Origin of the sequence: Grimontia sedimenti (assembly GCF_011045095.1) — a bacterium.
GTDB lineage: Bacteria > Pseudomonadota > Gammaproteobacteria > Enterobacterales > Vibrionaceae > Enterovibrio > Enterovibrio sedimenti.
The window spans coordinates 1-16,664 of sequence record NZ_JAALDL010000003.1; the positions used below are offsets into that span (position 1 = coordinate 1).

At 46.6% G+C, this 16,664-nt stretch carries 9 protein-coding genes; 3 read left to right on the plus strand and 6 right to left on the minus strand.

What is annotated here, in order from left to right; genetic code table 11:
* The first annotated feature begins 159 nt into the window (after window positions 1-159).
* Window positions 160-3,747, plus strand: coding sequence for an RHS repeat-associated core domain-containing protein (locus G5S52_RS05365; RefSeq protein ID WP_165012129.1), 3,588 nt, complete (start codon window positions 160-162; stop codon window positions 3,745-3,747).
* Window positions 3,740-4,204, plus strand: a complete 465-nt coding sequence (locus G5S52_RS05370) for a hypothetical protein (protein WP_165012130.1) — start codon at window positions 3,740-3,742, stop codon at window positions 4,202-4,204. The genes G5S52_RS05365 and G5S52_RS05370 overlap by 8 nt, the downstream gene beginning before the upstream one ends.
* Window positions 4,205-4,690: 486 nt before the next feature.
* Here the strand turns inward: G5S52_RS05370 and gepA are convergent, their stop codons facing one another.
* The 3 genes from gepA to G5S52_RS05385 all read right to left on the minus strand — a co-directional run bounded on the left by gepA (window position 4,691) and on the right by G5S52_RS05385 (window position 12,376).
* Window positions 4,691-7,228, minus strand: coding sequence for a phosphodiesterase GepA (gene gepA, locus G5S52_RS05375; RefSeq protein ID WP_165012131.1), 2,538 nt, complete (start codon window positions 7,226-7,228; stop codon window positions 4,691-4,693).
* A 242-nt stretch (window positions 7,229-7,470) separates the two neighbouring features.
* Window positions 7,471-9,150 carry an Hsp70 family protein gene (locus G5S52_RS05380; protein WP_165012132.1) on the minus strand — a complete coding sequence of 560 codons (1,680 nt, stop codon included), beginning with the start codon at window positions 9,148-9,150 and terminating at the stop codon, window positions 7,471-7,473.
* Window positions 9,151-9,367: 217 nt separating this feature from the next.
* Window positions 9,368-12,376 (minus strand): methyl-accepting chemotaxis protein, encoded by a 3,009-nt coding sequence (locus G5S52_RS05385; protein ID WP_165012133.1) that lies wholly within the window; start codon window positions 12,374-12,376, stop codon window positions 9,368-9,370.
* A gap of 149 nt (window positions 12,377-12,525) precedes the next feature.
* Between G5S52_RS05385 and G5S52_RS05390 the strand changes: the two genes are divergently transcribed.
* Window positions 12,526-12,939, plus strand: coding sequence for a hypothetical protein (locus G5S52_RS05390; protein WP_368737453.1), 414 nt, complete (start codon window positions 12,526-12,528; stop codon window positions 12,937-12,939).
* 398 nt (window positions 12,940-13,337) lie between these two features.
* On the opposite strand, the gene G5S52_RS05395 is transcribed toward G5S52_RS05390, so the two are convergent.
* From G5S52_RS05395 to G5S52_RS05405, 3 genes are all read right to left on the minus strand, one after another.
* The gene (locus tag G5S52_RS05395; RefSeq protein ID WP_165012134.1) at window positions 13,338-14,369 is read right to left on the minus strand and encodes a YeiH family protein; all 1,032 of its coding nucleotides are present in this window, start codon (window positions 14,367-14,369) and stop codon (window positions 13,338-13,340) included.
* Window positions 14,370-14,383: 14 nt separating this feature from the next.
* Window positions 14,384-15,397: an Ldh family oxidoreductase gene (locus tag G5S52_RS05400; protein ID WP_165012135.1), complete on the minus strand. Its 1,014-nt coding sequence runs from the start codon at window positions 15,395-15,397 to the stop codon at window positions 14,384-14,386.
* 96 nt (window positions 15,398-15,493) lie between these two features.
* Window positions 15,494-16,663, minus strand: coding sequence for a UxaA family hydrolase (locus G5S52_RS05405; RefSeq protein ID WP_002541226.1), 1,170 nt, complete (start codon window positions 16,661-16,663; stop codon window positions 15,494-15,496).
* Window position 16,664: the final 1 nt, after the last annotated feature.

A 16,664-nucleotide genomic window follows, 5' to 3' on the forward strand; every position in this document is an offset into this window, starting at 1 on the left:
CCGGTGGCGGGTGAAGCCGATTTGTTGGCGTACTACGACTTCAGCCGTGCGAAAGGGCGCTGGGTAGAGAACGTGGCGACCGGAGCGTTTGATGCGCTGTTGTCTGCGGATGATTTATTAAAACAAAAAAATTAAAAGTAGGTTTAAGGAAATAGAAATATGTGGGCAATCTTCCTGACGGTACTGCTAATTGTGATACTTATGCTTCAGTCATGTAATTTAGACTTTAGTCCTCCGAATTCATGGCTAGGCGGTGGTGGTTCTGGCTCCGAAACTGGGTCTGGTGAAGCCGGCTCTGGAGGAGGTGATAGTGATGGTGGTGACGATAACAATAATGATGACTGCGGTGCCCCTGTTTGGCACGTTGATGTTCGTAATCTCAATTTGGTGGTTCGAGACACTCCTTTTTGGCTCAGCTCCCCAAATGGGTATGGTGTTGAATTTAGCCTTACCTACAATGTACTCGCAAATGAAGATAAAAACAGCGTTGTAGGTAGTCGATGGAGCTACAAGTACGGTAACCAAATTACAGAGACAGAAGATGGCAATGTTGCACTAACACTGGCGAATGGCAGAATCGACCTTTACGAAAAAGGTGACGATGGAAAATATAGAATTTCAGATAACATTCAACTTGAATCTGAAATTCAGAATACATTTGAAATAGAGAAAACAGATTTAGGCTACAGAATCATAAAACCTAATGGTTACTACAGCCTTTACCAATATAAAATTGATGAAACTTTTAGATTAACAGAGCGTGGGGGTCCAAATGGGCTGATAAGTCGAAGCCATTTCAGCAATGGGCAATTGACAGCTGTAGAGGACTCTTTAGGTAGGAGAACACATTTCTCGTATTCAAACAGTAAAATTATCAGTGTTACAGGCCCTTACGGGCGATCGGCAAACATGACCTATGATGTTGATGGTAATCTGACCTCAATTACTGACATGGAAGGGTACACAGCAGACATTGGGTATGATGATAGAGGTTACATTGAGTACATTGAGAATGCTCTTGGTAAGACATCTTTCTATATTGAGATTGGTGATGAAAATGCTATTAGAGATACTGTATACCCTGCGCCAGGCGAGGAACTGGGCAAGAGTATAAGACTGACTATTACTGATCCTGAAAATAACAAGTCTGAATACTTCTATAACTCTGCTAATGGTAATACATATTACACTGCACCTGAGCACTATAAGCCATATTTAGGCCCTGATAATAATAACTACAATTTTGATGTTCCAAAAGTAACTTATAGCTATAAACGTTATAGTGATAGTTACTCGAGAATTTCGAAAATCGACTACCAAGATGATACTTGGATTAGGTTTAACTATGGTGATAATAAGTATCTATCAACAAAAGAGTACTCAGATGGGAGAACCGAGAAATACACTTGGAATGATAATGGACTCTTGTCTTCGAAAACTAACACCAGTGGTGTAGAAACGACATATGAGTATGATGAGAATGAAAATATTCTATCAGTCTCTAATGGACTAATAACAGAAACGTTCCGATACGATGATAAAGGGCAGGTAATTTCTTGGGATAACGGTTCGGGGTTAACGACTACCTTTGAATATAATGATGATGGAAATCCCAAAAAAATTTCATCAAGTGATGGTGAAGTTGCTGAGTATCAATATGACCTAAGTGGTTATCTTGTTGGCTTATCTAAAAATGGCGAAAGTATTACTACCTTGACAAGAGATAGTTTGGGGAGAGTGGTTACCGCAACTGATTATATCGGCTATAGCACTCACTTCACATATAATGATATTGATACTGTTACCAGTGTGCGATATCCGGGAGATCGAGTTGTCGAATATGAGTTTGGGGCGTGTCCAAGGTTGTTACAATCGAAGACGCTTCCTATGGGTCGACAGACACAATACGGCTATGATAACAATAAAAACCTCACCGAGGTTCGTCGAGCTGACGATTCAGAAATTAATTTGGGTAGAGATAAGTCCGGTCGGTTAACCAGCCTTACAGATGCAAACCAAAACACAACCAAGTTTGAGTATTCTGATACAGGTAAACTGCTAAAGAAGACCTATGCCGATGGCAGTCAGTTGGAGATGAGCTACAGACAGGGTAGAGTACAAAAGATAGTTAATGCTCGAGGTATTGAAAAGCGTCTGACTTATAATGACTTAGGGCAGCTTGTCAATATCGATTATTCTGATGATACACCACCTGTATCATATACATATGATGTATTTGGCCGAATTGAGACTGCTACAGATCAATTTGGGACGACAACATATAGTTTCACAAATGATGGCTACTTATCTGGCATAGACGGGCCTTTAGCACAAGACAACATTGAAATTAAATACTCATCACAAAAGCAAGTTACTGGCATTTTGGTTAATGGCAAGGAAAATGCCATTTACGAATATGACTCTTTGGGTCGTATTGCTAATACAACGGCATTAGGAAACGTCTTTAAATATCACTATGACCTATCAGACTCCAATCTAAAATTTGCTTTGGATTACCCGAATGGAATCAGAAAGGAAAGCACATTAAATAGTAGCGCGGACTTGAACCAGATTAAATATACATTAAATGATAATGTGATTGCTGACTATCAATATGGCTACAACCAAGCGGGCCAAGTCAAAAGCCAAGCAGGAACGAGTGAGTTTTATAAACCTCAAAACACTCATGCTGAGTATAATAACCTCAACCAAATCACAAAATGGCAAGGGAAGCCAAGTCTTTTCGAGTATGACCAAGATGGGAATCCAACCAAAGGTTTATTGGCCGATGATATCCCTTATCAAGCAGTTTATGATGCGGAAAATAGGCTTGTTCAAATTGATTTTCAAAAAGATGGAGTGAGTTACTCCGAGCGCTTTGGTTATGACCATTCAAGTATGCTTGTTCAATATGAACTTATGAAGGATGGTCAACCCGATAAAGTGAAAAGATTTGTTCGTCTTGGCTTGGTTGAATTACAGCAAAGGGATGAAAACGGTAATATTGAAATTGAATTTGTATGGGACTTAAACTCACTCGGCGGCATCGGTGGGCTCTTGATTTCTAAGGCGGGAGATACAAGTAGATTTTACATTTACGACTACATAGGCAATGTTAGTAGAGTTCTTAACAAATCTGGTGAAATGACTGGTAACTCTAATTATACACCTTTCGGACAAACTGGGAGTGATACTTGGTCTACACAACCATATAGGCTTTCAACGAAGCGAAGTGACTTCGCAAGTGGACTGGTTTATTTTGGCTATCGATTCTATTCCCCTTATAGTCGCACTTGGCTAAATAGAGACCCACTTCATGAGAAGGGGGGGCTTAACCTATATTCATATGTGGATGGTAATCCGGTAGGACTAGTTGACCCAAATGGCAACCTCCCCTTGCCAATAATAGGTGGTATTATAGGAGGCATTAATGGTGGATTGGGTTCATGGGTTCAAGGTGGTAATTTTGATACAATACTTGAATCTACTGTAGCTGGCGCTATTGGTGGGGCTGCCTTTGGCCCTGTTGGTGCTGCAGCATTTGGTAATGGCTATGGTCAATTGCTCGGACTTTCCAGAAATGGGAAGAGCTATAGTTGTTTCAATTTTGGTTCGTTTGCTGGTGCAGCGTATGGTGCTGGTGTCGGATCTTTCCTTTCTGGGGGGGCTGGAGGTTTGTTATCAGCTCAATTTGATTTTTACTTTTCCACAATTGGTTCAATTGTAGGGGGGAGAGTAGGTGACTGAATTTCACTTTCTTGATGGTATTGAGAGAAAATTCAAAGTGATAGTGTTCATTCTATCTCTAGGATTATTTGCGGCTATTCTTTGGCCTAAAGATGAATTTAATATCAGCTTCTATTTCTTTTCTTTTGCTTACCTATATGCATTATTGAAGTTGATGGGGCAATTTTTTTTAATTAGAAAAACAGCAAAAAGTGTTGATATCTGTGAAAAAAGGTTAAACATCAAGCCAGTAGTTGGAAAGAAAGTAACGTGGACTATTGGCACTTTTTCTTGTTTGGAAAAGGAACCGGGGGTTTTTCAAAAAAATTTTCTGGATTCTTTTAATCTCATATTCATCAATGAACGTAAAACGATAACTATTTCATATGATGAGGAGTACTATTTTTTGATTTTTGATAATGTTTCATCTTTGGATAAATTTATCACGGAAATTAATAAATCTAAAGCTGGCGATTAAACATCGTTGAAAGTGTTTGGAGGTGTGAAACATTGGGACAGTCTTCATTAGAGAAAGAAAGTGAGAGAAACAACATTTGTCTTTAGGTAACTCATTGTAATAAAGCCAGATTTATCAAAAAGGCAACAATCGAGTCAGTCACTAGATTTCGAATCAAATCTCACTAAATTTATGATCTTGAGAAAAAATACAGGCGGCCGATGTTGAGTAGTTGGGATTAGAGGCAAGTAAAGCGCTTAACCGTCAGGCAATCTGAAACCGGATGTTCGCGTCGGTTTTGAGGGACGCAATACCTCCTGAATGGCTTGGTTGTTTCCGAGTAAACCGGCTCGCTCTACTTGGGCGCAAGCATTATGCTAATCAGCCGAGTCAAAAACCCAGTCTTGAAAGTATTGGGGTTTCTTAAAGCCAATGTCCTCTTAACTAATTAACATATCAAGAATTCCCTATTCCTTTGTTGTTTTATTGGGGGAGCTGAAATTACCATCACTCACATGTCATTTTGGTAGGCCATTTTTCGTACGCAACGGCTTTGCTGAATAGAAAGCCCTGCCCATAAGTTTCAGCGCTTAACTCACTCAGCATATTAGCTTGCTCCGGTGTTTCTACGCCTTCTGCCACCAGCTCTATTTTCAGGCTCTTGGTCATATTGATGATCACAGCGACAATGGACGTGTCGATTGTTTCCCTATCCAACATTTCGACGAACGCGCGATCAATTTTCAGGCAGTCAAACGGCAATTTACTCAGGTACGACAGAGAGCTATATCCGGTGCCAAAATCATCAATAGCAATATGGACACCCAATCCAATGATTTTCTGCATATTGCCGATAGTAATCGGATCATCATCAACGATACGGGACTCGGTGACTTCTAACGTCAGGTTGTCTGGGTTTAACCCGGTTTTTTTCAGCACATTCTTCAGTACATCAATAAAGTTAGGCTGCACCAGTTGATTGACTGACAGATTGACGTGTAGGTGAAAATCGGCACACCACTTACCCTCTTTGATGCCTTTCACCGCGTCAAAGCAGGCTTGGTAGAGAATTTGTTCGCCCAGCTTTTCAATCAGCCCGCTTTCCTCCGCAATGGCGATAAATTCCTTCGGTTCGATGATCCCTGAATCTGGAGATAACCATCTGGCCAATGCCTCAGCGCCAACGACTTTACCGGTATGTAAGTCGACAATAGGTTGGTAGAAAGGCACGAATTCATTTCTCTCAATGCCATCTTTTATCTTTGCCAGCATCTTGGTGCGTTTGCGCGAATAGTCTGCCATTTCCGGCTTGTAATAGCTGATGCTGGTTCTGTCCCGCTTGGCTTTGCTCAAAGCAATGCTGCCGCTTCGAAGCCACATGGTCATGTTCCTTTCGACATGATCAGCCACAATGCCGATAGAGGCGCTGACTAAAATACGTTCTTTCTGAATGATAAAAGGGGATGAGAACAGTTGAGTCAAGCGGTTCGCATTATCTGCAATGATTGCATCGTTCGGGTTATCAATAAGATAAACCGCAAACTCATCGCCACCGACTCGTGCAATATAGCAATCTACATCAAACATCACCTTGAGCTTATCAGCAATGGCGACCAGCAGTTGGTCTCCCTTAGCTTGCCCTAGGCTGTCGTTAATTTCTCTGAACTTGTTCAGACCAATCAGCATCAGGCAGCCATTGTATTCCCCGCGTCGGTCACAGACTTCAGTGAGGCCATGTCGACTGTAGAGCTCAGTGAGCGAGTCATACAGCAGTTGATGACGCATGGCACGAAAAGAAGCTTTGAGGTTGTTGGTCATTTCGGTAAACGCAAAAACCAACATGGAAGTTTCATAGATGTTCCCGGGTTTGGGCATCTTGCTGTCCCAGTCGCCTTTTGCGAGGTGGCGAGCGGCCGCTGCCGTGGAAGTAATGGGAGCCACAATTCGGTTGAAAGAGAACAACCCAAGGAAAATACCCAATGTGCAAAGGATCAGACCGATAATCCAACTGTCTCGCTGACTTTTAGGGAGTTTCCCCAGCAAAGCTTCTTCTGATGTTGCGACCCCGATGTACCATTCAAGGCCAAACTCGTCGTTATAAGGGGTGATTTGGTAGAAATATCGCTCGTTGTCGACCTCGAGTGAAAATCGGGTAGAGGAGGTTTCAAGAGGAAGCTGATGCGTTTCTGCAAACAGCGCACTGGCTTTGATAATAGGATTCGCGCTCTCTGTGGTTAACAGTCTCTTACCTGCTGGGGTGTCAGGTGTGCCCCCAGAAACAACGCCACTCTCATCTGATTGGGCAATCAATCGTTGTTCGCCGTCAAACACATAGATAATGGTGTTGAACTCGCGTTGCTTCTGCATAAGAAAGGCATTGAAGGTGTCGATTTTCACATCGGTGACCACCACACCAATAAAGTCCCTTTGATAAAAAACCGGGGCGAGGGCTGACAGGGTGATTTCCTGCTTCTCGTCAGCATTGGTGTATATCTCAGACCAACCCGGTTTCAGGCTTTCAGCGACGGGCGCATACCAAGGCCGTATCCGCGGGTCATAGTCTTGGAAGACTGAGCGTACATTTTCACTGATCTCGCTGCCCTGATAGACGATAAGCTCATCATCAGTGCGTTCATCTTGCAGTATCAAGGTGTAGTCGTCGTCGCTTTCTTTTCTATACGCAACAAAATCACCGCCTTCACCACCAAATCCAATGGCATCCAAGCGCGGAATGTTGAGGTAGATATCTTTGAAATTTGAGAGCAGGTATTGCTCGACGTTTGAAGTATCACCGTCTTGATAAAGCTCATTGAAGCTGATGCCGTGACTGAGGATGAGGCTGGCGTTGAACGGAATATTCAGAAATTGCTGTAGCTCCAGCGTGACATTGGAAGTCAGCGAAGACAGTTGCTTACGACTGGTGTCCTGCACCATGTCTTCATAGCTATTGTTCTGAACCGCAAAAATAACGCCAATCGTAAAAAGAAAAATGATGACAAATGGAAGGACAACGGCGGTTCTAAGCGTAATTTGAGTCGGTGGCATGGTATCAACTTAACCCTTTGCCCGTATCGTAAATAAGTGGAGCAGACCTTATCGTTTGTATGGATAATTTTACTTCCAGCATTAATAAATAGACTCAATTGATAGATATATCAAATGCGGAGTTTTAATGCTGGCAGCAAGTCACTGAGAGAAATGCGTTTAGCTGGAAGAATTCGTTTAAAACCAATTCCAGCAAGGGATGTTATCTCTCGCGCCAGTCGGCATAGACCTCACCAAGAGAGCTAGCTAAAGCCCAATACCTTTAATTGCTGGTCGACTGACTCTCTGGCTTCTCGGATCACTCGCTCATCCTGGCTATTCAAAGCCTGTGTGAAGGCAACAATAAGTTCCTCCACCAACTGGCGTTCTTCTGCGAGTTTTTCTTCGTAGAGGCGGTTGAGCTTTTCTGACATTGCAATATTAGGCAGTTTGTCGCGGGGGTGGATTTTCAGCATGGCGAGTCGTTCGCGGCTTGCCGCCTTGTCGTCTTCACTCATGCCAACAGGGGTGCGGTCGATGATCTTCTGAGTGGTTTTCTGTGTCGACAGCACTGTCACATCCACTTCCAACAGACCATTGATGTCATAACTGAAACGCACATCAATCGCTTCTTCGCCCGCTTTATTTTCTGGCAAGGTCACTTCAAATTCATTGATGAAGATATTCTCGCGAACCCAATAGCGCTCGCCTTGGTAGACCGCAATTCGTACCACTGTTTGGTTATCTGTGGTGGTGTAGTAACGTTCAACACGGGAAGTAGGGATGACGGTATTGCGCTCAATGATTGGGCTGAATACATCCACCTGACCATTACGGTTTGACGCGATACCGAGGCTGAAAGGGGAAACATCTGTCAGTACAATTTCTTCGACGGCTTCATCTCGCAAACGGCAAGCAGCTTGAGTGGCTGCGCCCATAGCAACGACCAAATCCGGGTCGATGGAAATTTTACCGAAACGTCCAATCAAACGAGTGGCGAGTTGTTGAACCTGACGCAATCTCGTGGCACCGCCAACAAAAATCAGCTCATCAATATCTTCCGGTGTAATACGCGCATCGCTCAATGCCTGACGAAGTGGCTGGGAGAGTCGCAGCATGGTCTCCTTCCAGATTTCATCAAGCATGAATGGGGTGAGTGATATTGACTGGGCAAAGGGTTCCGGCAGGTTAATGACAACGTCGCCTTCGTTGGTTTTCTTGGCGCTTTCACAGGCGCTGATGATCTTTGCCATGTCGTTCAGGGCAATATCACCGTCATCGGTTTTGACTTTATCGATGACATAGTCAGCAAGCTTGCGGGTGAAGTCTTCACCACCAAGACGGTTATCGCCGGCAGAGGCGCGCACATCAACAAAACCGTCAGCATGCTCCACCACGGTAACATCAAAGGTACCACCGCCAAGGTCGAAGACCAGAAAGCGGCGTTCGTGAGATTCGTGAAGGCTGTATGCAAGACAGGCAGCAGTGGGTTCATTGATCAGCCGAACAGCAATCAAGTCGGCCAATTCTGCGGCAAGGTGAACTTGCTTACGCTGTTGGTCACTGAAGTAAGCGGGAACAGAAATCACCACTTCGCTGATGGCATGACCGAGAAACGCTTCCGCATCCGCTTTGAGTGAACGCAGGATGAGCGCACAAAGCTCAGTGGGCGTGTAACGCTGTTTGCCGAGTTGGTATTGCTTGTCGGAGCCAAGATAACGTTTAAAAGCTGCAGCGGTTTCCTGAGGGCGGGTCACCAAACGGGAGTGCGCGGCATCACCCACCAACACCTGTCCGCTGTCGTCGATACTGACAACGGAAGGGGTGAGGAAGTGGCCGAGGGCATTGGGGATCAGTTCAGCGTTTCCATTTCGCCAAACAGCAATCGCGCTGTTGGTGGTGCCTAAATCAATGCCGATCGCCAATTCGTTTGGAGCTGTCATCCTGTACATCCATGTCCATCTTTACTCTGCACAGGGTAACAGCAGAATTTTCCGGCTTAAATGATCGATATCGAGACTTGAGGGTCTATACCCAAACGACCTGAATGCGAGTTGACTGACGCCGTGCTCTTTGTTGCTCCTTTTTGATGGAGATGACTACACCTACAAAGGAACGCCGCGATCACAACGCCAGTCAATCTCGCTGAATCCTGCATCTTCAGGTTGTTTGGGTATAACAATTAAATCGACCAATCATACGGTTGAGGTTTTCAGCCTGTTCGTTTACCCCATCCATATTGCTGTTGATGCGGTTCAAAATACGCGCGCATTGTTGAATGTTGTCGCCCACATCCGTCACCCCATCTGAGGCTTCCCTGACGCGATCAAACTGCGCTTTGATAGAGATGTTCACCCGTTCAAAATTGGCACAGACTTCGCTATTCGATTGAGTGATTTTTGATAGTAACTCACCGGACAGATTTACCTTCTCGGCCCCCAGCGCGACACGGTTATCAGACTCTTTAATCAAAGATGAAATCTCTTTCGCTGCATCCGCGGAGCGCTGCGCCAGATTTCTTACTTCACCGGCCACCACAGAGAATCCGCGTCCTTGCTCGCCAGCTCTCGCGGCTTCTACGCTGGCATTGAGTGCAAGAAGGTTGGTCTGGAAGGCGATCCCTTCGATGGTTTCGATGATGACCTGCATTTTGCGGCTGGAGTCGGTGATGGATTTCATCGCATCTTCCACTTCTTTCACCAGCACTTCGCTCTCATGGGCGTGATCCAGTGCCGTTTGGGAAACAGAAACGGAGACTTTGGCGTGATCCAGTGTTTCTTCGATATTGCTGCGCATCGCCGCCATGCGCAGCGTGACATCTTTCAGGCCTTTGACTTGCGCATCTAATTGGCGGTTCAGATCCGACACCTCAGCATTGGTTTCTTCTGATTTGTTGGTGGCGGTTGAGGCAGACGTTTGAATCTCCTGCACCATATACGCCAGGCTAATGATGGTGTCGTTAATGCCTGATTTCAGCTTCTGGTAATCGCCAGCCACTTTATGGTCGAAGGTTTCAGTCAAATCACCTTTGGACAGTTTTTCCAATATCTGTTGAGTGTGGGCGAGGGTGTCATCAATGTTGGTGGCTGATTGATTCACTGCATTTGCTAATTCGAGCAAATCGCCCGACACGCCTTCTGTCTGGCATCGAGCCGAAAAATCACCTTCCGAGACCTGAGCCATGACGGTGACAATATTGGCAATCACCCCGTTAATGGAGGTTGAGGCGCGGTTCACCGCTGTTTTCATTTCGTCCAGTTTACCTGCAGCTTCAATCGACGCCGTTTGTCCGAATTTCCCTTGGCTAATAGATTCCATCACGCCGCAGATGTTAACGATGACGCCTTCTGTATTGGCAATAGATTGGTTGATGGACTCTTTGAGGGAAGCGAGCTCTCCAGCGGCAGGCGTGGTGATGCGTTTGCTGTAGTCACCGACTTCAAGGGATGACATCACCAGCTTGGCGTCTTTGATAAAGGCAGCAGTGGCGCGGGCTGAACTGTTCACCTGTGTTTTCAGTACATCGAGTTGCCCTTTGGCATCGGTGGTCACTTGAGAGCTGAAATCACCTTGTTCGATTTTTGCCATCACATGACCAATGCCTTTCACGGTGACTTCAATTTCGCTGGCGAACTCATTGATACTGAGTTTGAGTTTCTGTAAATCGCCAGCCATGTCGGAGTTCACGCGCTGAGAGAAGTCGCCTTCAGAAAGGCCTTCCATGGTGTTTGAAATGCTGCCGACGGCAGTGTCCAAGGATGCCAGCATGGTGTTGAGCGCCTCTGCTGCCTGTCCGGTTTCATCTTTGCTGTGCACGTTTGCGCGATCAGAAAAACGCCAGCTTTGACGAAGACCAAGAATAAAAGCCGACAGCTCTTGAATCGGCCTGGCAATAAGTTGGCCAAAGTGTTTGGCAGAAAATAGCACCAAAGCGATCAGCACCAGTGCGACCACAAGATAAATAAGTTGCAGGCCAGTGATGGCTTCCAAGGCTTCGCTGACATCTTGTTCTACGATGATCACCCAATCTGCGTTTTCACCAATCTGTATTTTTCTGAACACGGTAAAGACGTCGTGATCGCGGTAATTCAATCCATGAATCGCGGTATCAGGAATCTGAGATTGGCTGTTAAGCGCCGTTTCAATCGCCACCGTATTGATGGTTTTATTGTCTCGAAACGCTGATTCGACGGTCATGTCTTCGCTGAGAAAGGTGTCTGAACGCAGCTTGCGGTCAGCGCCGACGATATAAGATTCTCCCGTGGCACCCAGTCCATAGCCTTTGCTCATCACCGTGCTTATCTGTTCAAGCGGCAATTGAACAATCAACGCAGCTTTAGGCACGCCATTCACATATACAGGTGTGGCTGAGAACGCGGCAGGCGCATCATAAGATGGCAGGTACTGGCTATAGTCATGAAAGACGGTGTCGACTTTCTCGCCGTTAAGCAGTTTGCTTTTGAGTGTCCGGTATACCTCGCCCAAGCCGGAGTTGGCATAAGGTCCTTCAATCAGATTGGAGGCGAAGTCGATCTCTTTGAAAACGGAGTAAACCACGTCACCGGAAGAGAGATTAACAAGAAAAATGTCGTAAAAGCCGAAGTCACTAAGGTACTGGCGGAAAGTGGGATGAAACCGCTTATGGGCTTCATCGTAAGGAGTGCGCCCAGCCTGACGGAGTTGGTCTTTTTGCCCGATAGGATATTGATTCTTTACTATGTAGGCATGTTGTAACGCAATCATTGTCGCGTTGGCGCCTTCCATCAGTGCGTCGGTTTCTAATGGCGAGTCGGTTTCGAATTGATAGGTATTGGCAAAGCTTTCTTCATAAAACGCTGCGAGGTCCTGCATCTTTTGCTGAGTGCTTTCTTGTGGATACTCGCGAAAGGCCTCCAGTAAAGGCGTAATGGCGTTCACTGTCAGCGGATTCTGAGCAATGCTTTGTAATACTGCGTTGGAGTTTTGAAAGTAAAGTTCGACCGAGTCTGCCTTTAACTGAGCAATGGCTTGAAGGGATTCACTTTTCTGCTGTTCGATGGAATTGGACGAGCTGTAGAGACCGATAAACGCTGTAATGATGGTGGGTACCAGACCAATCAAACAGAGGATGACGGTCATCTTCTTTACGAGTGCATAATCTTCAAATTGTCGTTTCCAATTTTCGAGCACAGGTCCTCCCTCCGAGTCAAATCAGTGTCGCATTGTTAAGAGTGTAGGAAGAAAACCCGCTACTGTGTAATTAGTCAGGCACAATAGTTAATGAATTTTCAGTAACATGCGCGGTCTTATGGATAGATTCAAATTGAGAGTTTTTATCAGTGAGTGAAAAACCTTCTGACATGGACAAAAATTACGCGATTCTGAACAAGCCACTTTCCTTCGTTATCCTGATGTTGGGCATGACATTTGGCGTGCTGAACCTGCAGTTAGTGCTGGGAGGAGGAGAACAAAGTCTATTGATGAACTTGTTGTATGGTTTTCTGTCGTTTGTCGGCATTTTTGTTTCTTTGTTCTGGGTGTTTGATTCGAAAAATACCTGTGTGACCGACGAGTACGTTGAGAAGGGTAAAAATCGAATTCACTGGCGCGATGTCACAAGCTCAAAATCGAATGACTTTTCTATTGTCATTTCTGCTGGCGAGAAACGTATTGTGGTGAATTATTATGCGTACCGAGACCCAGAAGGCTTGATGAAAGAAATCCAGTCCAGATTACCTGCTAGGGGCTGTTGACCTTTGTTGAGGTGTATTTGCTTAGAATGATTAGGCGGCGCACACCTCGCCGCGCCTAAAACGCTTATGGCTAGAACAAAATTTAACCACCAAAGGTCAACGGCCTCCTAAGGATAAAATTCCCCTTTGCAGGGAAAAGTTGGCATTTACTGAAAAGCAAAAAGCCCGTTTGTAAGAAATAGAAGGTCAAGTCAGAGATAAAAGCCTGGAAAATAAAAATACCCATGAGATAGTAATGCTAGCTATCCCAAGTACCTAAACGAACCTAGCTGGCATTCGCTTAAAAAGCTGAGGTAGAAGTACCCGACAAAGACCATTTCTGCAATAAGTCTAAATCATTCCCAGACTGTATCTTTAAAATAGTCAGCTATCTACTTTCAGTGGAAGGAATCATAGAGTTACCCAAACCAATAAATCCCCACTAACACCCAAGCTGCAATGGCGACTGTTTCAATCACCACCATCAGAATTGGCTCGTAGCCGATGGTAAAGAGTTTCTTCACAGAGGTTTTAATCCCCAAGGCAGCCACCGCTGAAACCAGACACCAAGATGAGAGTCCTGACAGGGTATTGGTGACACCAACAGGCAGAATGTGGGCACTGTTTATCGCAACACAAATACAGAAACCGACAACGAAAAACGGAAGCAGTGGGATATCTGCTTTCTCGCTGTCTTTGTCAGGATGGCTTCGGAAGTAAAGGGAAATCACCAGAATCACGGGAACCAGCAGGGCCACGCGAAGCAGTTTAGTGATGGTGGCGAACTCGCCGGCTTGTGGGGAAATAGAATAGCCTGCACCTACGACCTGTGCGACGTCGTGAATGGTTCCGCCGATGAAAATGCCGGCCAGTCGGTCGTCAAAGCCTAAAAGGTTAACGAAGATGGGGTAGATGACCATGGCGATGGTGCTGAATGCGGTGACAGCGATTACCGTGAACAGCGTGTTGCGTTCACTGAAAGGGTGTTTGGGTAGAACGGCAGAAATCGCCAGCGCAGCAGATGCGCCACAGATAGCGACGGAGCCGCCCGTCAACACACCGAATTGAATGCGGCGGCCGAGAATTTTCGCTACTAACATGCCGATAGAAATGGTGAGCGCTATGCCTAGTGCCACCCAAACCAGCACTTCCCAGCCGAGAGAAGTCATCTCTTCTACGGTAATGCGAAGGCCGAGTAGAGCCACGCCAAATCGGAGGACTTTTTTGGCGGCAAATTCTACTCCTGCCTGACACTTGGAATCATCAGCAAGAAAGTGAAACGCAATGCCCAGCAAGAGGGCAAACAGCATTTGCGGTGCACCATAATGTGCTGCGAGAAAGGTGGCTGCAGCAGCGACGGTGACGGAAAGTAACAGACCGGGCGCAAGGGTACGGGCACTTTGGCTCAGTGATTGCCAATCAGGGAGACGTTGTTTTAGTTGTGATTGCATGAATAACTTCCATGTTATTGATTATTAGATAAGTCAGCTAATTCCTTCAGCTCTTTCATAGTGGCTTCGGTAAGGTGTAAGCCTTCTTTGAGAACACGCTCACGGCGGATAATGCGACGCTGCCCGGGCAAGCGAACACCCTCCTGCTCACACATGGTGTTGAGGAGTAATTCAAGACGTTCAGCAAATTGTGTTCCAGAAACCGTCGTATCGATGCCGATGACAGAATGCCCGATAGCAGGTGGCTCCCCGTCAGTATCGAAGAAATTTGACGCTTCAAAGCCATAAAGGGCACTGGTTAGGCTTGCTGAAAGAACTTCGACCATGAGCGCGAGCGCAGCCCCTTTGGCATCGCCGATGGGGAGCATGGAGCCTTTTACTGCTGCATCAGGATCTATGGTTGGCTCGCCATTGGCATCGATCGCCCAGCCTTCAGGAATGGTTTCGCCATTCTTTCTGGCGACCAATACCTTGCCGCGGGCCACTTTGCTCAAGCTCATGTCGATGACCATTGGTGGAGCACCGTCACGAGGGCAGGCAAAAGCAATAGGGTTAGTGCCAAAAAGGGCTTTCTTTCCGCCCCAAGGCGCAATGGCGCTCGGGCTGTTGGAAAATACCAAGGCGATACATCCTTGCTTGGCAATACGTTCTGCGTGGAACCCTGCTTGCCCAAAATGGTGGGAACGGTTGACTGTGGCTAACGCAATACCTTGTGCTTTTGCCATCGCGGGAAGCAGGGAAACAAGCTTGTCCATCGCCGGAAAGGCAAAACCGAGCTCTGCATTGATATGACAAACTGCGGGTTTTGGGGTATCAACCTTGGGGGTCGCATCACCCACCACTTTTCCGCATTTGACCTGCTCAATGTAGGCCGCGAGACGGGCGAGTCCGTGACCTGATTGACCATCGATTTCCGCTTGAATCAGAGCGTTCGCGACAGATTTAGCATTAGCCGGTGTGACGCCAGCGTTTTCCAGCGCTTGTGCGGTCACAGATTTAGCTTCCGAAGGGTCGATAAACACAGGCATAACTGGCTCCTGCGAATGGTAAGGAAAAGGACGCTGGGTTTCCCCAGCGTCGGTCTTGCTGTATCAAATGATTGCCGCGCCGAATAAGCGAAATGCTTATGCGCTTCGATACAGTTTGGTCAGAACGAACTCGCGGTGACCCAGCGCTTCCGCTGCGGTTGCACGGCCGTTTGCGGTACGCAGCGTCATGTCGATCAGCGCATCACCCGCTGTGTCGAGATTCAGCTCACGGCGCAGAATGCCGGAAACGTCTACATCGATGTGCTCACCCATGGTACGCACGGTACGTGGGTTCGCAGTGATTTTGATAACCGGCACAATGGGGTTACCAATGACGTTGCCTTGCCCTGTTGGGAACAGGTGAACCGCGAAGCCTGCAGCTGCCTGCAGCGTCACACACTCTGCCGCTGCAGAAGAGGTATCCATGAAGTACAGACCTGGGCCTGCTTCTGGGCGCTCTGCTGGCGTCAGAACATCAACGAACTGAGTGGTTTTACCGATCTTCTGGTAGTTACCAAATGCTTTCTCTTCGATGGTGGTCAGGCCGCCTTCGATGTTGCCTTTGGTTGGCTGGCTGTCAGACAGGTCAGACGTTTTGTGTGGCTCGATAACTTCGTCCATGTATGCCTGCCAGGTGTCCAGGAACTTCTGGCCAACTTCCGGGCTCACTGCACGGGTCTTACAGATTTGCTCTGCACCGGTCAGCTCTGATGTTTCACCGAAACATAGGGTCGCGCCTTCCGCTGAGAACTTGTCACACAGGTTACCCACAGTTGGGTTCGCTGCCAGACCAGACGTGGTATCAGATTCGCCACACTTCATTGAAACCCACAGCTCGCTCACGTCGCATTCTTCGCGGGTCAGTTCGCTCGCGTAATGAACGTATTCTTTCGCTACGCGGGAAGCGGCAGCAATCGTGTTGATGTCACCGTTTTGCTCAATTGCAAAGCCTTGAACAGGCTTACCAGAAGCTTTGATGCCTTCAACCACACGACTAGTCCAGCCCGGCTCGATGCCGATAACCACAACCGCAGCCACGTTCGGGTTGCAACCTGTACCAATCAGGGTACGGAAGTGCAGTTCCAAATCTTCACCAAATTGCAGGCGGCCATACGGGTGTGGCAGCGCCAGTGTGCCTTTGATGTTGTTAGCAACAGCTTCACATGCTGCATTAGACAGATCGTCCAATGGCAGGATGATGACGTGATTGCGCACACCGACACGGCCATTTTCGCGGCGGTAGCCCATAAATGTGTATTTGCTCATG